Origin of the sequence: Tabrizicola sp., assembly GCF_041919135.1 — a bacterium.
GTDB lineage: Bacteria > Pseudomonadota > Alphaproteobacteria > Rhodobacterales > Rhodobacteraceae > Tabrizicola.
This window is the reverse complement of the sequence record NZ_JAYRUJ010000033.1, coordinates 1-20575: the sequence shown is the minus strand read 5'-3', so window position 1 is coordinate 20575 and position 20575 is coordinate 1. Positions and strand designations below refer to the sequence as shown.

At 68.7% G+C, this 20575-nt stretch carries 17 protein-coding genes and 1 pseudogene; 13 read left to right on the top strand and 5 right to left on the bottom strand.

All coding sequences use genetic code 11. From position 1 onward, the window contains the following. The 7 genes and pseudogenes from ACE3UA_RS17060 to lexA form a co-directional block, all read left to right on the top strand. Positions 1-120, top strand: a pseudogene (locus ACE3UA_RS17060) (IS5/IS1182 family transposase); the annotation flags it as partial. A 236-nt stretch (positions 121-356) separates the two neighbouring features. Then, a complete protein-coding gene (locus ACE3UA_RS17055) occupies positions 357-947 on the top strand; it encodes an aminodeoxychorismate/anthranilate synthase component II (RefSeq protein ID WP_374647275.1) in 591 nt (196 codons plus the stop codon). Next, entirely contained in the window at positions 944-1957 is a 1014-nt protein-coding gene (trpD, locus tag ACE3UA_RS17050; protein ID WP_374647273.1) for an anthranilate phosphoribosyltransferase, read from the top strand. Before ACE3UA_RS17055 ends, trpD begins: the two co-directional genes overlap by 4 nt. A 9-nt stretch (positions 1958-1966) precedes the next feature. Then, on the top strand, positions 1967-2779 hold the full coding sequence (gene trpC / locus ACE3UA_RS17045) for an indole-3-glycerol phosphate synthase TrpC (protein WP_374647271.1): 813 nt from the start codon (positions 1967-1969) through the stop codon (positions 2777-2779). Next, complete coding sequence (moaC, locus tag ACE3UA_RS17040) at positions 2776-3252, top strand: cyclic pyranopterin monophosphate synthase MoaC (protein WP_374647269.1); 477 nt, start codon at positions 2776-2778, stop codon at positions 3250-3252. Before trpC ends, moaC begins: the two co-directional genes overlap by 4 nt. Continuing rightward, the gene (locus ACE3UA_RS17035; protein WP_374647267.1) at positions 3252-4409 is read left to right on the top strand and encodes a molybdopterin molybdotransferase MoeA; all 1158 of its coding nucleotides are present in this window, start codon (positions 3252-3254) and stop codon (positions 4407-4409) included. Before moaC ends, ACE3UA_RS17035 begins: the two co-directional genes overlap by 1 nt. A 78-nt stretch (positions 4410-4487) precedes the next feature. Further along, a complete protein-coding gene (gene lexA, locus ACE3UA_RS17030) occupies positions 4488-5174 on the top strand; it encodes a transcriptional repressor LexA (protein WP_374647265.1) in 687 nt (228 codons plus the stop codon). Here lexA and ACE3UA_RS17025 read toward each other — a convergent pair. Next, positions 5171-7225, bottom strand: a complete 2055-nt coding sequence (locus tag ACE3UA_RS17025) for a ComEC/Rec2 family competence protein (RefSeq protein ID WP_374647279.1) — start codon at positions 7223-7225, stop codon at positions 5171-5173. The two genes, lexA and ACE3UA_RS17025, sit on opposite strands and share 4 nt — an antisense overlap. A gap of 93 nt (positions 7226-7318) precedes the next feature. Between ACE3UA_RS17025 and gltX the strand changes: the two genes are divergently transcribed. Both gltX and ACE3UA_RS17015 read left to right on the top strand, forming a co-directional pair. Then, on the top strand, positions 7319-8716 hold the full coding sequence (gltX, locus tag ACE3UA_RS17020) for a glutamate--tRNA ligase (protein ID WP_374647263.1): 1398 nt from the start codon (positions 7319-7321) through the stop codon (positions 8714-8716). Positions 8717-8811: 95 nt separating this feature from the next. Beyond that, the gene (locus ACE3UA_RS17015) at positions 8812-10101 is read left to right on the top strand and encodes a citrate synthase (RefSeq protein WP_374647261.1); all 1290 of its coding nucleotides are present in this window, start codon (positions 8812-8814) and stop codon (positions 10099-10101) included. 1 nt (position 10102) lies between these two features. Here ACE3UA_RS17015 and ACE3UA_RS17010 read toward each other — a convergent pair whose 3' ends face one another. The 3 genes from ACE3UA_RS17010 to ACE3UA_RS17000 form a co-directional block, all read right to left on the bottom strand. Then, entirely contained in the window at positions 10103-11158 is a 1056-nt protein-coding gene (locus tag ACE3UA_RS17010; protein WP_374647277.1) for a DUF2235 domain-containing protein, read from the bottom strand. A gap of 4 nt (positions 11159-11162) precedes the next feature. After that, complete coding sequence (locus tag ACE3UA_RS17005) at positions 11163-13448, bottom strand: xanthine dehydrogenase family protein molybdopterin-binding subunit (RefSeq protein ID WP_374647259.1); 2286 nt, start codon at positions 13446-13448, stop codon at positions 11163-11165. 75 nt (positions 13449-13523) lie between these two features. After that, positions 13524-14669 carry a type III PLP-dependent enzyme gene (locus tag ACE3UA_RS17000; RefSeq protein WP_374647257.1) on the bottom strand — a complete coding sequence of 382 codons (1146 nt, stop codon included), beginning with the start codon at positions 14667-14669 and terminating at the stop codon, positions 13524-13526. 214 nt (positions 14670-14883) lie between these two features. Between ACE3UA_RS17000 and ACE3UA_RS16995 the strand changes: the two genes are divergently transcribed. The 4 genes from ACE3UA_RS16995 (at position 14884) to ACE3UA_RS16980 (ending at position 19347) form a co-directional block, all read left to right on the top strand. Then, positions 14884-15315: an Lrp/AsnC family transcriptional regulator gene (locus tag ACE3UA_RS16995; protein WP_374647255.1), complete on the top strand. Its 432-nt coding sequence runs from the start codon at positions 14884-14886 to the stop codon at positions 15313-15315. A gap of 54 nt (positions 15316-15369) precedes the next feature. After that, on the top strand, positions 15370-15714 hold the full coding sequence (locus tag ACE3UA_RS16990) for a DUF1428 domain-containing protein (RefSeq protein ID WP_374647252.1): 345 nt from the start codon (positions 15370-15372) through the stop codon (positions 15712-15714). A gap of 79 nt (positions 15715-15793) precedes the next feature. Continuing rightward, positions 15794-18955 (top strand): valine--tRNA ligase, encoded by a 3162-nt coding sequence (locus ACE3UA_RS16985; RefSeq protein WP_374647250.1) that lies wholly within the window; start codon positions 15794-15796, stop codon positions 18953-18955. 62 nt (positions 18956-19017) lie between these two features. After that, on the top strand, positions 19018-19347 hold the full coding sequence (locus ACE3UA_RS16980; RefSeq protein ID WP_374647248.1) for a DUF1992 domain-containing protein: 330 nt from the start codon (positions 19018-19020) through the stop codon (positions 19345-19347). Positions 19348-19410: 63 nt separating this feature from the next. On the opposite strand, the gene ACE3UA_RS16975 is transcribed toward ACE3UA_RS16980, so the two are convergent. Beyond that, the gene (locus ACE3UA_RS16975; protein WP_374647246.1) at positions 19411-20448 is read right to left on the bottom strand and encodes a cytochrome-c peroxidase; all 1038 of its coding nucleotides are present in this window, start codon (positions 20446-20448) and stop codon (positions 19411-19413) included. Between the last annotated feature and the right edge of the window lie 127 nt (positions 20449-20575).

Genomic DNA, 20575 nt, shown 5'->3' with positions numbered 1-20575 from the left:
AAGCTCAAGCAGTTCCGAAAGATCGCAACCAGATACGAAAAAACCGCGACCAACTACCTGGCCGCCGTCCTTCTCGTCTGCTCAAGACTATGGACCCGCGCTTATGAGTCCGCAGCCTAGACCCTCCTCGGGCATTTCATGCACGCGTCGGAGGCTCCCCGAAGCCGCCGCGAGGAGTGCACGAAGTGCATCGACGAGCAGCCCCCAGGCTCAAGCCCGGCCAAAGCCCCGGGGCCAAGCCATTGATTTCCCACGCCTGCCAATTCGGCCCGGCCTCGACGGCCGCGCGGAACCCCGGTTTACACCGCCCCCCGCATCGGCGATAACCAGCCCTGACCGGCCCGAAGGTGACGCCCATGCTCCTCCTGATCGACAATTACGACAGCTTCACCTGGAACCTCGTCCACTATCTTGGCGAGCTTGGGGCCGAGGTGGTCGTCAAGCGGAACGACGCGCTGGAGGTCCAGGACGCGCTCGCCCTCAGGCCAGAGATGATCGTCCTCTCCCCCGGCCCCTGCGACCCCGCCGCCGCCGGGATCTGCCTGCCGCTCACCCGCGCCGCCGCGACGGCCGGCATCCCGCTGCTCGGCGTCTGCCTCGGCCACCAGACCATCGGCGAGGCTTTCGGCGGCAAGGTCGTCCGCTGCCACGAGATCGTCCACGGCAAGATGGGGACGATGTATCACTCCGGCAAAGGCGTCTTCCGCGGCCTGCCCTCGCCCTTCCAGGCAACCCGCTACCACTCCCTCGTCGTCGATCGCGACAGCCTGCCGCCCGAACTGGAGATCACCGCCTGGCTGGAAGACGGCACCATCATGGGCCTGCGCCATCGCAGCCACCTGATCGAGGGCGTGCAGTTCCATCCCGAAAGCATCGCTTCGGAACACGGCCACCAGCTCCTGCGGAACTTCCTCGACGAGGCCCGCGCCCTCAGGGTGCCGGCATGAGCGAGGTGCTGAAACCCCTGATCGGCATCGCCGCCAACCGCCCCCTGACCCGCGCCGAGGCCGAGGCCGCCTTCACCGCGCTGTTCGAGGGCGAGGGCACACCCGCCCAGATGGGCGGCTTCCTGATGGCGCTGCGCACCCGGGGCGAGACGGTGGACGAATACGCCGCCGCGGCATCGGTGATGCGCTCGAAATGCAACCCGGTGACGGCCCCCGAAGGCGCGATCGACATCGTCGGCACCGGCGGCGACGGCAAGGGCACGCTGAACATCTCCACCGCCACCGCCTTCGTCGTGGCCGGGGCGGGCGTCACGGTCGCCAAGCACGGCAACCGGAACCTGTCGTCCAAATCCGGCGCGGCCGACGCGCTGACCGAGATGGGCCTGAACGTGATGATCCCGCCCGAGGTGGTGGAACGCTGCCTCGCCGAGGCCGGGATCGGCTTCATGATGGCGCCGATGCACCATCCCGCGACACGGCATGTGATGCCGGTCCGCTCGGAACTGGGGACGCGGACGATCTTCAACATCCTCGGCCCCCTGACCAACCCCGCCGGGGTCAGGCGCCAGCTGACCGGGGCCTTCTCGGACGCGCTGATCCGGCCGATGGCCGAGACGCTCCTGACCCTCGGGTCGGAGAAGGCCTGGCTCGTCCACGGCTCGGACGGCACCGACGAGATCACCATCTGCGGCGCGACCTCGGTCTCGGCCGTCGAGAACGGCGCCGTCCGCGATTTCACCCTCCACCCCGAGGATGCGGGCCTTGCCCCGCATCCGTTCGAGGCGATCCTGGGCGGCACCCCGGCCGAGAATGCGGTCGCCTTCCGCGCGCTCCTGGACGGGGCGCCGGGGGCGTACCGCGACGCGGTCCTGCTGAACGCCGCCGCCGCGCTGATGGTGGCCGACAAGGCGGCAAGCCTGCGCGACGGCGTGGCCCTGGCGCGCGAATCGATCGATTCCGGCGCGGCACGGGGCAAGGTCGACGCGCTCCGCCGCCTGACGAACGCCTGAGGGGGGCCCATGAGCACGATTCTCGACCGTATCAAGGCCTACAAGCTTGACGAGGTGGCCGCGCTGAAGGCCGCCCGCCCGCTGGCCGACCTGCAGGCCGCCGCCCGTGCGGCCGCCCCGCCGCGCGGCTTTGCCCGCGCCCTGCGCGATGCTGCCGCGACCGGCTACGGGCTGATCGCCGAGATCAAGAAGGCCAGCCCCTCCAAGGGCCTGATCCGCGCCGATTTCGACCCGCCCGAACTGGCCCGCGCCTATGCGACCGGGGGGGCGGCCTGCCTCTCGGTGCTGACCGACGGCCCCTCGTTCCAGGGCGCGAACGACTTTCTCGTCGCCGCGCATGATGCGGTCCCCCTGCCCTGCCTGCGCAAGGATTTCCTCTACGACCCGATCCAGGTGGTCGAATCCCGCGCGCTGAACGCCGACTGCATCCTGATCATCATGGCCTCGCTCGACGATGCCCAGGCGGCCGAGCTTGAGGCCGCGGCCTTCGAGCTTGGCATGGACGTCCTGATCGAGGTGCATGACGAGGCCGAACTGGACCGTGCCGCCCTGCTGAAATCGCCGCTGATCGGGATCAACAACCGCAACCTGCACACGTTCGAAGTGTCGCTCGACACCACCCGCCGCCTGGCCCGCCGGGTGCCCGAGGACCGGGTCATCGTCGCCGAAAGCGGCCTTCACACCTGCGACGATCTCGCCGACCTGGCGCAATACGGCGCGCGCTGCTTCCTGATCGGCGAAAGCCTGATGCGGCAGGAGGATGTGACGGCCGCGACCCGGGCGATCCTGGCCAAGCCCCTGACCGCGCAGGGCGGGCTATGAGCGGGCTGTCGCATTTCGACGACCGGGGCCAGGCGCATATGGTCGATGTCTCGGACAAGCCGGTGACCGACCGGATGGCCGTCGCCGTGGGCGCGGTGCGGATGAGCGCCGAGACCCTGGCGCTGGTCTCGGAAGGCCGGGCCAAGAAGGGCGATGTCCTCTCCGTGGCACGGCTGGCCGGGATCATGGCGGCCAAGCGGACCGCCGACCTGATCCCGCTTTGCCATCCCCTGCCGATCACCAAGGTCGCGCTGGAGTTGACCGCCGATCCCGCCCTGCCGGGGGTGCGGATCGAGGCGACGGTCAAGACCTCGGGCCAGACCGGGGTCGAGATGGAGGCGCTGACCGCGGTCTCGGTCGCGGCGCTGACGGTCTATGACATGGTGAAGGCGGTCGAGAAGTCGATGGTGATCGACGGCATTCGCCTGATCCTGAAAGACGGCGGAAAATCAGGACGTTACGAGGCGAAGTGATGATTTCGGTCCAAGACGCGCTGGCCCACTGCCTGGCTCTGGCCCAGGTGCTTCCCCCCGAGACCGTGCCGCTGGCGCAAGGCGCGGGGCGCTGGATGGCCGTCCCCGCCACCGCCCGGCGCGACCAGCCGCCCTTCCCGGCCTCGGCGATGGACGGCTATGCGGTCGCGGGCGATCCCGCCGTCGGCGACAGCTTCCTCGTGGTGGGCGAGGCGGGCGCGGGCCATGCCTTCGCCGGCACGATCGGGCCGGGCGAGGCGGCGCGCATCTTCACCGGCGCCCCGGTGCCCGAGGGCGCGACCCGGGTCGTGATCCAGGAGGACGTCCGCCGCGACGGCGACCGGATCACCCTGACCGGCACCGACGGCGGCGCGAACATCCGGCCGCGCGGACAGGATTTCCGCGCCGGCGACAGCCTTGCCCCCCGCCTCCTGCGGCCGAACGACCTCGCCCTCCTGGCGGCGATGAACGTGGCGCAGGTCACCGTGACGCGACGCCCGGTGGTGGCCCTCGTCGCCACCGGAGACGAGCTGGTGATGCCGGGCGAGGAGCCGGGGCCGGACCAGATCATCGCCTCGAACGGCTTTGCGCTGAAGGCGATGATCGAGGCCGAGGGCGGCCTGGCGCGGATGCTGCCGATCGCGCGCGACACCGAGGCGGAGCTGGAAACCGTCCTCGGCCTGACCGAGGGCGCGGACCTGATCGTCACCATCGGCGGGGCCTCGGTCGGCGACCATGACCTCGTCGGCCGGACGGCGGGGTTCGCTGCCGATTTCTGGAAGGTGGCGATGCGTCCGGGCAAGCCGCTGATGGCGGGGCGGCTGGACGGCGTGCCGATGCTCGGCCTGCCGGGCAACCCGGTCTCGGCCATCGTCTGCGGCCATCTCTTCCTTCTGCCCATGGTCCGCGCGATGCTGGGCCGCCCCGACGCGGCCCCCGTGCCGCGCGAGGCCCGGCTGACCGTCGATCTGCCCGCGAACGGCCCGCGCGCGCATTACATGCGGGCGCGGCTGGCCGCGGGACCGGCGATCAGCCCCTTCGACCGGCAGGATTCGGCGCTGCTGTCGATCCTGGGCCAGGCCGATGCGCTGCTGATCCGCCCGGTCGACGCCCCGCCCTGTCGCGCCGGGGACACGGTGCCCTATCTCCCGATCTAGCGGCCCGTCGATAATTCTTGACACAAACCGGGAACACGGGCAGAACATTGTGTTAACTCATGATGTGGGGATCTGGCCGTGCTGACACGCAAGCAGTTGGAACTTCTGGACTTCATCAAGACGCGGATGGACCGCGACGGGGTGCCGCCCTCCTTCGACGAGATGAAGGATGCGCTGGACCTGCGCTCGAAGTCGGGGATCCACCGGCTGATCACCGCGCTGGAGGAACGGGGTTTCATCCGCCGCCTCGCCCACCGCGCCCGCGCGCTGGAGATCGTCAAGCTGCCCGAGGCGATGGAGAGGCCCGGCTTCTCGCCCAAGGTGATCACGGGCGACCGGGTCGATCCGCCGCGCGGCGCGCTGCCGGTTTCCACCGTCCATGCGCTGGAACTGCCGGTCATGGGCCGGATCGCGGCCGGCGTCCCGATCGAGGCGATTTCCGAAGTCTCGCACCACGTCGCGGTGCCCGGCTCGATGCTGTCCGGCAAGGGCCAGCACTATGCGCTCGAGGTCAAGGGCGATTCCATGATCGACGCCGGGATCAACGATGGCGACATCGTCGTGATCCGCGAACAGTCGACGGCCGAGAACGGCGATATCGTCGTGGCCCTGGTCGAGGATCACGAGGCCACGCTGAAACGCTACCGTCGCCGCGGCAACATGATCGCGCTCGAGGCCGCGAACCCCGCCTATGAGACGCGGGTCTTCCCCGACCATCTGGTCAAGGTGCAGGGGCGGCTCGTCGGGCTGATCCGCAGCTACTAGGGCCGTGGCAGCCGCACCGGGCGGACGGGCGGCGACCAGAGGCGGCTTGCCTCCTGCGTCACCGTGATCGCCAGCGCATCCCCCTCGGCCCACAGCGCCAGCGGCCCGGTCTCGCGCAGGATGCGCTGGTCGATCAGCGGGCAGCCCTCCGGCACGGCCTCGGCCCGCTCGGCCAGGATCACCAGGTCGGCCGTGGCGCAGGCCCCGGCCAGCCGCCCCAATGCCCCCTTGCCCGACAGCACGACCATCCGCCGACCGGCAAGCTGGAACCGGCGCTCGCCCTTGGCGCCCTGGAACCCCGGCCGCGCCGCCGCGCGCTCCTGCCCGGCAAGGTCGCCGTCGTTCTCCAGCCAGCTTTCCGCCGCGAAGCCTCCGCCCCGCGCGGCCGAGAGCGCGCGCCCCTCGGGCCCCGCAAGACCGACCAGCCGGCCATCGCCCGAGATCAGCAGGTCCGGCCGCTCCCCCCCGGTCCAGAGGGTCAGGGCCAGCACCACCGCCGCCAGCCCCGGCCCGCGCCCCCAGCCGCGCCAGAGGATCGCCCAGAGCGCCCCGAGCGTGAACAGCGGCAGGACCCATGGCCCCGGCCCGGGGATCGCCGTCACCGATCCCTCCAGCCCCGCGATCCAATGCGCCACGAACAGGATCCAGCGCGCGCCCTGCTGCATCACCCAAAGCGGCAGGCCCGCAAGGCCCAGGGGCGCCAGCAGCGCCGCCAGCGCCCCGGCGGGCATGATCACCGCCCCCATCACCGGCACCGTCAGGAGGTTCGCCAACAGCCCGTAGTCGGTGAAGCGGTTGAAATGCGCCGCCGCATAGGGCGCGGTCGCGAGGCCCCCGATCAGCGAGGACAGCACCAGGGTGAACACCGGCAGCAGCCAGCGCGGCACCCTCTCGCGGTGGATGCTGCCGTCCAGCGCGCCGAAGCCCAGGATCAGCGCGATGGTGGCGGCAAAGGACATCTGGAAACCGGGTTCCAGCAGGCTTTCCGGCTTCAGCGCCAGCAGGATCATGCCCGCCACCGCCACCGACCGCAGCGACAGCGCCCGCCGGTCCAGGAGCACGGCCCCCAGGACGACCGCGATCATGATGAAGGCCCGCTCGGTCGCGACATTCGCGCCCGAGAGCAGCAGATAGAACAGCGCCACGCCAAGGCTTGCGACCGCCGCCACCTTCTTGCTGTTCACCCGCAGCGCAAGGAACGGCACCAGCGCCAGCCCATAGCGCAATAACGCGAAGACGAAGCCGGTGAGGAAGGCCATGTTCATCCCCGAGATCGCCAGCAGATGCGCCAGCGACGAATCGCGCAGCGCCCGCACCGTCTCCTCGGTGATCGCCGAACGGTCGCCGGTCATCGCCCCCGCCGCGAAGGCCCCCGCCTGCCCCTCCATCCGCGCGAGCATCCCCTGCGTCAGCCAGCGGCGCAGCCGGTCGATCGGCAGGGCGCCGCCCTCGGGTTCCTCCAGCAGGAGGACGGGGGTGCGGGTGTAGCCAACCGCCCCCAGCCGGTCGAAAAAGGCCATGCGGCGAAAGTCGAAGCCGCCGGGCTCGACCGGGCCCTGCGGCGCGGCGAGGGTCGCGGTCAGGATCACCAGCTGGCCGGGGGCCGGGATCAGGAAGTCCTGCGCCTCCTGCAGCGAGACGCGGACCCGGGCCGGGGTGCGCTCCGGCGCGACCTCGCGCAGGACCACCCGGTCCAGCGTCAGGCGCAGCGCATCGGATTGCGAACGGTCGATGTCGACGATCCGCCCCTCTACCGGACCGTGATAGCGGAACTCCAGCATCGGCGCGGCCAGCGAATGCGCGCGGATGCCGGCCGCCAGCCAGCCCGCCAGCAGCGCCGCGATGCCGATGGCCAGGGGCCGCGCAAGCTCGGGTCCGCGCGCGGCAAGGCCCGTGGCCCCGGCCAGCCCCAGCGCCGCCAGCGCATAGGCCCCCGCCCCCGGCTCCTCCCCTTGGGCGAACCAGAGCGCGATGCCGCAGCCCATCAGGACGGCGATCCAGGGGAACAGCCTCCCCCGCGCCGCCTGGAGGCCCAGAAGCGGCGCGCGCATCAGCCGGACCAGCGCCACCTTGTCTCCCACCCCGCGATTGCCTAAACCCTCCGCCAGTCTAGGCGCCGCCTGGTTTCCGAAAGGTTAATCCCGATGTCCTCTCCCGTCGTCACCCGCTTCGCACCCTCGCCCACGGGCTATCTGCATATCGGCGGCGGCAGGACGGCGCTGTTCAACTGGCTTTACGCGCGCGGCCGCGGCGGCAAGTTCCTCCTCCGGATCGAGGATACCGACCGCGAACGCTCCACGCCGCAGGCGACGGAGGCGATCCTGCGCGGGCTCGCCTGGCTCGGCCTCGACTGGGACGGCGATGTCGTCAGCCAGTTCGGACGCCGCGACCGCCACGCCGAGGTCGCGCATGAGATGCTTGCGCGAGGAACGGCCTACAAGTGCTTCAGCACGCAGGAAGAAATCGCCGCCTTCCGCGCAGCCGAGGAGGCCGCGGGGCGCTATCCGGTCTTCCTCTCGCCCTGGCGCGACGCCGATCCCGCCACCTGGCCCGACGCGCCCTATGCCATCCGCATGAAGGCCCCGCGCAGCGGCGAGACGGTGATCGAGGATCAGGTGCAGGGCCGCGTGGTGATCCGCAACGAGACGCTGGACGACATGATCGTCCTGCGCTCGGACGGGACGCCGGTCTACATGCTGGCGGTGGTGGTCGACGACCACGACATGGGGGTGACCCATGTGATCCGGGGCGACGACCACCTGAACAATGCCGCGCGCCAGCAGATGGTCTATGACGCGATGGGCTGGCAGGTGCCGATCTGGGCGCATATCCCGCTGATTCACGGGCCGGACGGCAAGAAACTCTCCAAACGCCACGGCGCGACCGGGGTCGAGGAGTATCAGGCGATGGGCTATCCGGCGGCCGGGATGCGCAACTACCTCACCCGGCTCGGCTGGGCCAGGGGCGATGCCGAGATCTTCACCAGCGAAGAGGCGATGGCGATGTTCGACCTCTCCGGCATCGGGCGGGCCCCGGCGCGGCTCGATTTCAAGAAGCTGGAGAACACCTGCGGCCACCACATGGCGATGGCCGAGGATGCCGCGCTGCTGCATGAACTGGAGGCCTATCTGGCCGCGGCGAACCGCCCGGCCCTGACCGGGGCGCAACATGAGCGGATGGTCCTGGCGCTGCCCTTCCTGAAGAAATCCGCGAAGACCTTCCCGGAACTGCTTGAAAAGGCGCACTTCCTGATGATCTCGCGCCCGGTGCTGCGCGACGAGAAGGCCGAGGCCGCGCTGGATGCGGTATCCCGTGGTATACTGAAATCATTGACGCCGCGCCTGCAAACTGCTAGCTGGAGCAAGGACGCACTCGAGCCGATCCTGAACGAGATCGCCGCGGAAAACGGCATCGGTTTCGGCAAGCTCGCCGCGCCCCTGCGGGCAGCGATCGCGGGCCGCAGCGTTACACCTTCCGTTTACGACATGATGCTAGCCATCGGTCGCGAGGAAACCGTCGCAAGGCTGCTGGACGCCGTCTGAGGTTGCGCCCCCGGTCTTGAAGCCGCCCCAGCCGGGGTGCAGGATAGCCATGGGCCGCCCCGGCAGGGGACGACCCGCCATGACCGGGGAGAACCATGTCGGACAACGTCGCCAAGCTCAACCTCAACGGGAATACCTATGATCTTCCCGTGCACAGACCCACTCTCGGCCCCGACGTGCTGGATATCCGCAAGCTCTATGGCGAGGCGGATGTCTTCACCTTCGATCCGGGCTTCACCTCGACGGCCGCCTGCGAAAGCGCGATCACCTATATCGACGGCGACAAGGGCGAGCTTCTGTATCGCGGCTATCCGATCGAGCAGCTGGCCGAGCAGTCGACGCATCTCGAAGTCTGCTACCTGCTGCTCTACGGCGAACTGCCGACCGCCGCGCAGCTGGCCGATTTCACCCAGCGCGTGACCCGCCACACCATGGTGCATGAGCAGATGCACTATTTCTTCCGCGGCTTCCGCCGCGATGCGCATCCGATGGCCACGATGGTGGGCGTGGTCGGCGCCATGGCGGCCTTCTACCATGACTCGACCGACATCTCCGATCCCTGGCAGCGCGAGGTCGCGGCGATCCGCATGATCGCCAAGCTGCCGACGATCGCGGCGATGGCCTACAAATATTCCGTCGGCCAGCCCTTCGTCTATCCGAAGAACGCGCTGAGCTATTCCGGCAATTTCCTGCAGATGTGCTTCGCCGTCCCGACCGAGGATTATGTGGTCAATCCGATCCTGGAAAAGGCGATGGACCGCATCATGATGCTGCATGCGGACCACGAGCAGAACGCCTCCACCTCCACCGTGCGGCTGGCGGGCTCCTCGGGCGCGAACCCCTTTGCCTGCATCGCGGCCGGGATCGCCTGCCTCTGGGGCCCGGCGCATGGCGGGGCGAACCAGGCCTGCCTGGAAATGCTGAAGGAAATCGGCACCGTCGACCGGATCCCGGAATACATCGCCAAGGCCAAGGACAAGAACTCGGGCTTCCGCCTGATGGGCTTCGGCCACCGGGTCTACAAGAACTTCGATCCCCGCGCCAAGGTGATGAAGGAATCGGCGGACGAGGTGCTTGGCCTGCTCGGGATCGAGAACAATCCCCTCCTCCAGGTCGCCAAGGAGCTGGAGCGGATCGCGCTGGAGGACGAATATTTCGTCTCGAAGAAGCTTTACCCGAACGTCGACTTCTACTCGGGCATCATCCTCGAGGCGATGGGCTTCCCGACCTCGATGTTCACCCCGATCTTCGCGATCTCGCGCACCGTGGGCTGGATCAGCCAGTGGAAAGAGATGATCGCCGACAAGAACCAGAAGATCGGCCGCCCGCGCCAGCTCTACATCGGCCCGGCGCAGCGCGACTACGTCGACCTGCGCCACCGCTGAGTCATTCCGCCGGAACGCCGCTGGGCCAGCGCCCGGCGGCGGCTTTCATCGCGGTGGGGTGCAGCCGCTCGGAACGGTCGCGGCCGATGACCCGCCGCCGCCGCCAGAGAAATGCCTTGCCCCAGTGCCGCCAGGTTCCGACCATCGGCGCCTCGGGGTCGCAGGGATAGCGCGCGCGCCAGGCCTCGGGCAGGGCAAGGTCCAGCGCCTCGGCCCGCTCCAGCATCCAGACCAGCGGCAGGTTCGACAGCCGCCGCGCCGCCTCGAGCCCGCCGATCTGGCCGCCGATGTCGCCATGCGCGCCGCGGAACCAGACCTGCTCGACATTGCCCTCCCAGCCGGGCGGACATTCCCAGAGTACGGGTTCGAAAGCCATGCGGGTCTCGTGCAGAGCCAGCGCGTGAAAGCCGTGCCGGATCGACGACCCGAGGTGGTGGCTGTGAAAGGCGTGGCGGTCGGCGCTGAACAGCCAGAAGAACGGCAGCCGCAGCCCCAGCGCCTTCACCGTATCCCAGACCCCGACCATCTCGATCGGGGCCTCCGCATGGCAGAAGCGGCGGGCAAAGGCCTGGGCGGCCCGGCTGTGCGGCGCGCGCTCGTAATGCCGCCAGGCCAGCGTCACCGCGCGCTCGGTCGCGTGTTCGCGCTTCAAGAGCCCCACCCGGTCGATCACCCCGGCCAGCGAGCGGACCGCGAAAGCCCCGCGCGAATAGCCGAACAGAAAGATCCGGTCTCCCTCGCGATAGCCCGAGGCCAGCCAGCCATAGGCGCGCCGGATCTGCGGCGAGACGCCCCGACCCTCGATCAGCGCAAGGCCGCGCAGCCAGCCCTCCCATTGCATGCCGGGTTCGTAATAAAGCCGCTGGTTGGCGCTGGGGCCCATGGAGTGCAGAAGCTGGAACAACAGCCCCGCATTGCCGACCTGCCCCGGCTCGAGCGACGAGAGCGTGCCGTCCAGGATCACCACATGATCGACCCTTCCCCGCACCCGCCCCGGTTCGGGGGCGGGCGCAGGTTCCGTCGTGACTTCGACGTCCCGGCGGAGAAAGCGGCGCAGGCGGTCAAGAAGACGCGTGGCGGGCCTCCTCGATCCAGGTCCAGAGGCGGGACCGCGTGAAGGGCATGTCCACCTTGGTCACTCCCAGCGGCGCCAGCGCATCGCGGACCGCATTGGATATCGCGCCGAGCGCGCCGACGGTTCCCGCCTCGCCGCAACCCTTCATGCCCAGGGGATTGCTGCGGGTCGGCACGCCCTGTTCGGCGAACCGGATCATCGGCAGGTCGGTCGCGCGCGGCATGGCATAATCCATGAAACTGGCGGTCACCACCTGTCCGCTGCCGTCCTGCACCAGCCATTCGGTCACCGCCTGGCCGAAGCCCTGCGCCACCCCGCCATGCACCTGCCCCTCGACCAGGTTCGGCGCGACCAGCACGCCGAAATCGTCCACCACCGAATAGCGGTCCAGCGTCAGCTTCCCGGTTTCCGGGTCGATCTCGACCTCGGCCAGATGGACGCCGTTCGGGAAAGAGCGGCCCTCCAGCGTGATCTTCTCGCTGCGGTCGATCAGGTCCTGCCGCCCCCTCTCCCGGGCCAGCGCCGCGGCCTCGGCCAGGGTGATGCGGTGGTTGGTGCCGGGGGCGACGAAGCGGTGCTCGGCAAAGGAAACCTCGGCGGCCTCCCATTCCCCGGCCAGGAAGTCCTCGAAGGCCGCGATCATCGCGCCGACCGTCGCCCGCGTGGCGGTGCCCTGCACCGTGACCGAGCGTGAGCCACCGGTGCCGCCGCCCCTGGCGATGCGGTCGCTGTCGCCCTCGACCACCCGGACCAGCTCCTGCGGGATCCCGGTCGATTCGCTGACGAAGCGGGAATAGACGCTCTCGTGCCCCTGCCCGTTCGACTGGGTGCCGACGTACAGCGTGGCGCCGCCATCCTCCTCCAGCACCAGCCGCGCGATCTCGTCCGGGCTGCCCAGGATTGCCTCGATATAGGCGGCGATGCCAAGGCCGCGCAGAAGGCCCTTCGCCCGGCTGGCCGCGGCGCGTCCGGCATAGCCCGCCGCACGCGGGGCGACCGTGTCGAGAAGCCCCGCGAAATCGCCGCCGTCGATCACCTCGCCCTCCGGCGTGGCATGGGGAAAGCGGCGGATCACGTTCTTCCGCCGCAGTTCCACCGGATCGGCGCCAAGCACCCGCGCGGCATGGTCCATCGCACGCTCGATGGTCAGGATCGCCTCGGGCCGCCCGGCGCCGCGATAGGCGTCGATCGGGACCGAATTGGTATAGACGCAGCGCGCCGCGAGGGAAGCCACGGGAATGTCATAGACGCCGGTCAGCACTTTCGCGAAAAGCTCCGTCTGGATGCCCTGCCCGAATTGCGAATTATAGGCGCCAAGGTTTGACAGAAGGTTGACGCGATACCCCGTGATCCGGTGGTCGGCGTCAAAGCCAAGCTCGGCCCGCGCCACCAGATCGCGGCCGGCATTGTCGCTCAGCATGCCCTCGGTCCGGGTCGAGACCCAGGCCACCGACCGGCCCAGCGCGCGGGCGGCCTCGGCCAGGACGACATATTCCGGATAGGTCATCGCCTTCATCCCGAAGCCGCCGCCGACATCGGGATTGGTCACCCGGACCCTCTCGCGCGGCAGGTCCAGCATCCGCGACAACTCGTTGCGCTGGCCCCAGACCCCCTGGCCGTTGACGCAGAGATGCAACCGCTCGCCGTCCCATTCGGCGAAAGCCGCGCGCGGCTCCATCGGGGCGGCGGTGACGCGGTTGTGCACCACCTCCAGCACGACGCGATGGACGGAGCGGGCAAGCGCCGCCTCGGTGCCCGGCTCGTCGCCGAAAACATAGTCCAGCGCCAGGTTGCCGGGCGCTTCCGGATGGATCGCCGGATGCTGGAACTCCAGATGAAGGACGGGCTCCATCTCCTTGATGTCATATGAAATCATCTCGGCCGCATCCCTTGCGGCCTCGGGCGTATCGGCGACCACCATGGCCAAAGCCTCGCCGACGAAGCGCACCCGGACCTGCGCCAGGACCGGCCGCTCCGGCCCCCGCCCGTGCTGGCCGTCGCGGCCCGTGATCCGCTCGCCCTTCATGCCCAGCCTGACGCCCCGCGCCAGCAGGTCCCCGGCCGTCAGCACCAGATGCACGCCGGGCATGGCGCGGGCCGCGGTCGCGTCCAGCGCCAGGATCTCGCCATGCGCATGGTCCGAGCGCAGGAAGACCGCCCAAAGCGCGCCCTCGGGGATCAGGTCGGCGACATAGCGCCCGCGCCCGGTCAGAAAGCGCAGATCCTCGCGCCGCTTCAGCGGCTGGGCCAGGCCGAACTTGAGTTGCTGCATCCACATACCTCCGCCCTGCGAAGGCTAATGGCCCGGCCGGATTTGTCCAGCCGGGGGCCGCGAATCACTGCCTTTTCAAGGCTTCAGCGACAGGACCGTCGCCATCTGCACGTCGCCGAACCCGTTGAAGCGGGTGTTGGTGACGGTGGAATAGGACCCCATCCCCTGCCAGACCACGAAGTCGCCTTCCGCCAGGTCCGAGGGCAGCGGGATCTCGCCCGGCAGCCGGTCGACCGAATCGCAGGTCGGGCCAAAGACGATGCGCGGCACCGCCTCGCCCCTGCGCTTCTCGCCCTCGGGCGAGAACACCTCGATCCGGTCGATCACGCCGATCATCGGCAGCTCGGTCAGCGAGCCATAGACCCCGTCGTTCAGGAACACATGGCTGCCATCCCGCAGGGCCTTGACCCGGGCGGCCAGGGCATAGGCATCGCCGCACAGCGCCCGGCCCGGCTCGCAGACCAGAAGCGGGCGGTCGGCGCCGAAGGCCTCGGTCGTGACGCGGTCGATCAGCTGGAAGGTCTCCTCCAGTTGCGGCAGGATCGCCGACATCCGGTGGCTGGGAAAGCCGCCGCCGACGTTCAGCCGCGCCAGCGTCACCCCTGCGTCGCGCGCGATCTTCGCGCCTTCGCGGATATAGGCCTCCCAGGCGTGGGGATCGGTGCATTGCGTGCCGGGATGGAAGGTCAGCGAGGGGATATAGCCCGCCGCCGCGACCTCTTTCAGAAGGTCCACCGCCAGTTCCACCGTCGCGCCGAACTTGGCGCCGAAGTTGTAGGCGGCACCCGCGACCGGCAGCTTGTAGCGCACCGAAATCTCGGTCCCCTCGGCGGGCACCATCTCGATCAGCTTGGCCAGCTCGGATTTCGAATCGACGCTGTAGGACTTCACCCCGCGCTCGACCGCATGGGCGATCTCGTGCCGGGCGCGCACCGGGTTGTTGTAATGGATCGCCGCATCGGGGGCGAGGCGGCGGATCAGGTCGATCTCGAAGGGCGAGGCGCAGTCATAGCCGCGAATCCCCGCCGCGGCGAGGTTCTCGACCATCGCCTCGCCCGGGTTCGACTTGACCGCATAGGTCACCAGGCCCGGAAAACCGTCGATGAACCGGCGCGCCGCCGCCTGCGCGGCCGAGGGCGCGAAGAACAGCACCGGATTCTCCGGCTGCTGGTTCTTCAGATATTCGGTCGGATTGGTCCAGATCGTCTTGGAGAGTCCCATCGGCGTATTTCCCTTTGCCAACAAGACGCTTCGCCCTTCCCATTGCATTTGCGGGACCGGGCACCAGCGTGGTTTCAAGTGAACCAGGCCAGGTGCGTATGAGCCGCCCTTTTCCTGCAAATGAGGATGCCGCATATGGGTTACAAACTCACCGAACAAAACTGTATAAATGCGGTCAAACCTCGTTATAATGACGAAAACCATGGCAGATTGAATGGACGAACTGGATCGCAACATCATTGGCCTGCTCGGCGCGGATGCGCGGATGTCGGTGGCCACGCTCTCGCGCCGGTTGAAGGTGGCGCGCTCGACCATCCAGGCCCGGCTCGAACGGCTGGAGACCAGCGGAATCATCGCCGGCTATACCCTGAAACTCGGCGAGGCCGCGCGCGAGGGCCGCTTGCGGGCCAGCGTGCTCCTCACGATCGAGCCGCGCTCGCAGGCGGCGGTGCTGACCCGGCTGAAGTCGATCTCCGAGATCGAGCGGGTCTTCACCACCTCGGGCCGATTCGACTTTCTGGTGCAGGTCGCCTGCCCCAACACCCAGGTGCTGGACCAGGTGCTGGACCAGATCGGGGCCATGGCGGGGGTGCGCAGCTCGGAAAGCCTGATCCATCTCTCGACCCGGATCGACCGGGCGGTCTGACCCGGAACCATTTCCGGCGGCGCAGGTTACTTTTTGTCTGAGACGGAGGTGACGATGTATATGGACGGATTCCTGATCCCGGTGCGCGACGCCGACAAGGAGGCCTACCGCGCCCATGAGGCGAAGTGGTGGCCGACCTTCCGCGACATGGGCGCGCGCGCGCTGGTCGTGGGCTGGGGCGACGACGTTCCGCCGGGCAAGCAGACCGACTTCCGCCGCGCGGTGGACCTGCAGGAGGGCGAGACCGTGGTCCTGTGCTGGATGACCTGGCCCGACAAGGCCACGCGGGACGCGGCCTATGCGAAGATGATGGCCGAGATGCCGCAGGACATGGAGATGCCCTTCGACGGCAAGCGGATGGTCTACGGCGGATTCTCCCCGATCCTGGAGCTGTCCTGACCCCGGTTCTGCCGCTTCCCCTTCCGCGCCGGGCGGGTTAGAACCCGCCCGAGACAAGGGCCGCGCGGGGGAATGTGCCATGCCGATGGAAAAGACCTTCAACGCCGCCGAGGCCGAGGCCCGGATCTCGAAGACCTGGCTCGAGGCCGGGGCCTTCCGCGCCGGGGCGAATGCGCGTCCGGGCGCGCCGGCCTTCTCGGTGATGATCCCGCCGCCGAACGTGACCGGCTCCTTGCACATGGGCCACGCCTTCAACAACACGCTGCAGGACATCCTGACCCGCTGGCACCGGATGCGGGGGCACGACACGCTCTGGCAGCCCGGCACCGACCATGCCGGGATCGCGACCCAGATGGTGACCGAACGCGAGATGGCCGCGAATGGCGAGCCGTCGCGCCGCGACATGGGGCGCGAGGCCTTCCTGGCCCGCGTCTGGCAGCAGAAGCGGAAGTCGCGCGGCACGATCATCGGCCAGTTGCAGCGCCTGGGCGCCAGCGCCGACTGGGAGCGCGAGGCCTTCACCATGTCGGGCGCACCGGGCGCCCCCGCGGGCGAGGAGGGCAATTTCCACGACGCGGTGATCAAGGTCTTCATCGACCTCTACACCAAGGGCCTGATCTACCGCGGCAAGCGGCTGGTCAACTGGGACCCGCATTTCGAGACCGCGATCTCCGACCTCGAGGTCGAGAACATCGAGGTGCCGGGCCATATGTGGCACTTCAAATACCCGCTCGCGGGCGGCGAGACCTATGAATATGTCGAGAAGGACGCCGACGGCAACGTCACCTTCCGCGAGACGCGCGACTATATCGCCATCGCCACCACCCGGCCCGAGACCATGCTGGGCGACGGCGCGGTGGCGGTTCACCCATCGGATGAGCGTTACGCGCCAATCGTCGGGAAACTCTGCGAAATTCCGGTCGGGCCAAAGGCGCACCGCCGCCTGATCCCGATCATCACCGACGAATATCCCGACCCCGGCTTCGGCTCGGGCGCGGTCAAGATCACCGGCGCGCATGACTTCAACGACTATGCCGTGGCCAGGCGCGCGGGCATCCCCTGCTACCGCCTGATGGACAGCCGCGCCCAGATGCGCGCCGATGGCCTGCCCTATGCCGAGGCCGCCGAAATCGCGGGCCGGATGTCCCGCGCCTGGCTGGTCGCCAGGGGCTACGCCACCCCCGGGATCGCCGAGCAGCCCTTCGCGCTGACCGAATCCGAGATCGACGCCCTGAACCTCGTCCCCGACGAGTTGCGCGGCCTCGACCGCTACGAGGCCCGCAAGCGCGTGGTCGAGCAGATCACCGCCGAGGGGCTGGCGGTCACCTGTCTCAAGAAATCCGTCGACAAGGAAACCGGATCGGAACACCTGGAACGGGTGCCCCTGGTCGAGGCGAAACCGATCATGCAGCCCTTCGGCGACCGCTCGAAAGTGGTGATCGAGCCGATGCTGACCGACCAGTGGTTCGTCGATACGGCGAAGATCGTCGAACCCGCGTTGGAGGCGGTGCGCTCGGGCCGGACGAAGATCATCCCGCCGAGCGGCGAGAAGACCTATTACCACTGGCTGGAGAACATCGAGCCCTGGTGCATCAGCCGCCAGCTCTGGTGGGGCCACCAGATCCCGGTCTGGTATGGCCTCGACCTCGCCGCGCCCGAATACGCCGACGACGAGGGCGACGGCGCGCTGGACGAGGTGGAGATGCTCCAGTTCCTCGGCGACGGCGGCCATGTCCAGCGCGACGCCCGCCACCACTGCGCCGCCGATTTCGCCACCGTCGCCGACCGCTTCCTCGACGATCTCGCCGCCCTGCCGGTGCCGCTGAACCACGCCCGCGTGATCGAGGTCGCCGACCGCGCCCAGGCGGTGGACCTCCTCGCCGCCGCGCTGGGGGAATACGAGGTCACGCAGGACCCGACGAAGCTGGTCTATCCGATCTGGCGCGACCCCGACGTCCTCGACACCTGGTTCTCCTCCGGCCTCTGGCCGATCGGCACGCTCGGCTGGCCCGAACCCACCGAGGAACTCAGGAAATACTTCCCGACCTCGGTCCTGGTGACCGGGCAGGACATCCTGTTCTTCTGGGTCGCCCGGATGATGATGATGCAGCTTGCCGTCGTCGACGACATTCCCTTCCACACCGTCTACCTGCACGGCCTCGTCCGCGACGCCAAGGGCAAGAAGATGTCGAAGTCGCTCGGCAACGTCATCGACCCCTTGGAGATCATCGACGAATACGGCGCCGATGCGCTGCGCTTCGCCAATGCGGCGATGGCCTCGCTGGGCGGTGTCCTGAAACTGGATACCAGCCGCATCGCGGGCTACCGCAACTTCGGCACGAAACTCTGGAACGCCTGCCGCTTTGCCGAGATGAGCGGCGTCTGGGAAGGCCACGCCACCGGCCCCGCCCCCGCGCCGAAGGCCACCGCGAACCGCTGGATCATCGGCGAGACCGCCAAGACCCTGGCCGAGGTCGACGAGGCGCTGGAGAACTTCCGCTTCGACCAGGCCGCCGACGCGCTGTACAAGTTCGTCTGGGGCAAGGTCTGCGACTGGTATGTCGAATTCGCCAAGCCCCTGTTCGACGGCCCCGACGCCACCGAGACCCGCCAGACCATGGCCTGGGTCCTCGACCAGTCGATGATCCTCCTGCACCCCTTTATGCCCTTCCTCACCGAGGAACTCTGGTCCACCACCGGCCGGCGCGCGAAGCTTCTCGTCCACACCGACTGGCCCGACCTGCCCGCGACCCTGATCGACCGGGCGGCCGAGGCCGAGATGACCTTCGTCACCACGCTGATCGACGACATCCGCTCGGCCCGGGCGCAGGTGCATGTGCCGGTGGCGCTGAAGGCCGATCTCGTGGCCACCAGCCTGACCGACGAGGCCCGCGCCGCCTTCCAGCGCAACGAGGCCCTGATCAAGCGTCTGGCCCGGGTGGACAATGTGACCGAAGGCCCCGCCCCCAAGGGCTCGATCGCCGTGGCGGCGGAAGGCGCCGCCTTCGCGATCCCGCTAGAAGGGCTGATCGACATCGCCGAGGAGAAATCCCGCCTGCAAAAGGCGCTGGACAAGCTGGCAAAGGAAATCGGCGGCCTCAAGGGCCGGCTCGACAACCCGAACTTCGCCCGCTCCGCGCCCGAGGACGTGGTGATGGAGGCGACCGCCAATCTCGAGGCCCGGCAGGAGGAAGCGCAGAAGCTCCGCGATGCGCTCTCCCGTCTGGCCGACCTCGGCTAGGCTTCCGGCGGGCCCTTGCGGCAGCGGCCGATCGCACCCACCTTCGGGCGTAGAGGTGACGCATGTCCTGGCTCTCCCGCCTGGCCGAACGCCAGATCCAGAAGGCTCGCCTGAAGGGCCATCTCCAGGGGCTGGAGGGTGAGGGCAAGCCCCTGCCCGACCGCCCGGGCGACGCCCTCGTCTCCCCCGGCGACGCGGCGGGTTTCCGCATTATGGCCGAGGCCGGCGTCCTGCCCGAGGAGATCACGCTCAAGAAGCGGGCCGCCACCCAGCGGGAGCATCTGGCGACCCTCACCGACGAGGCCGAACGCAAGGCCGCGATGGCCGAGCTTGCCCGGCTGGAGATGCTGCAGGCGATTGCCGAGGAAGCCCGCCGGAAATTCCTGCGCTGAGCGCCGGCCCGATGAAAAAGGGGCGGCCCGAAAGCCGCCCCGGCACTCGTTAAAAAACAGGTTTCACTCGACCATGGTCGTCGGGCGCGGCGTGCCCGCGGTCTCGGCCGGCAGCACCGGCAGCGTGACTTCGGGCATGGTCCCGGTCAGGCTGTCCAGGAAGGCGACGATCTGCGCGGTTTCCTCGGGCTTCAACTCCTCGCCCAGCTGGCTTTCCGCCATGATCTCGACCGCGACCGACAGGTCCCAGACCTTGCCCGAGTGGAAGTAGGGCGCGGTCAGCGCGATGTTGCGCAGCGGCGCGGCGCGGAAGACATATTCGTCGGACGCCGTCTCGGTCACGGCAAAGCGGCCCTTGTCGCCTTCCGGCAGCACTTCCGAACCGGGCTTCTCGATCAGGCCGAAGGGATAGTAGCCATGCCCGCCGACGTTGACGCCCGAGTGGCAGGACGAGCAACCCTTGTCCATGAAGAGCTGCAGCCCGGCCTTGGCCTCGGCCGTCAGCGCATTGTCGTCGCCGTTCAGCCAGGCGTCGAAGGGCGAGGGGGTCAGCAGCGTGGCCTCGAAAGCCTCGATCGCCTTGGCCATGTTGTCGAAACTGACCGGATCGGCATCATCCGGGAAGGAGGCGCCGAACCAGGTCACATAGTCCGGCATCGAGGTCAGCGTCGCCACCACATTGTCCGGGGTGTTCGCCATCTCGACCCCGGCCTGCACCGGACCCTTGGCCTGTGCCGCAAGGTCCTCGGCCCGGCCGTCCCAGAACTGCGCCTCGTTCAGCACGGCGTTCAGCGCGGTCGGCGCGTTGCGCGGCCCCTTCTGCCAGCCGTGGCCGACCGAGGTTTCCATGTTGTCGTCGCCGCCGGTGGTCAGGTTGTGGCAGGAATAGCAGGAGAACACGCCCGAGGCCGAGAGCCGCGGATCAAAGAACAGCGCCTTGCCAAGCGCGATCTTCTCGGGCGTGACGGTGTTCTCCTTCAGCGCGGGAATGGTCGACGGAAGCGGCTTGAAGGTCTCGGTCGCCGCATCGCGCAGGGCATCTGCGGCGACTGGCACCGAAAGCGCGGATGAAAGAACAAGGAACAGGATCGGGGACCGCATAACTAGGGTCAGGACCCATTGATCTTCCACTTTCGGCGTGATTCAGGCTCCGCAAGGAGACTGACCTATGACCAACCTTTTTTGGCTGACGGACGTGCAGATGGCACGGCTGCAGCCCTTCTTTCCC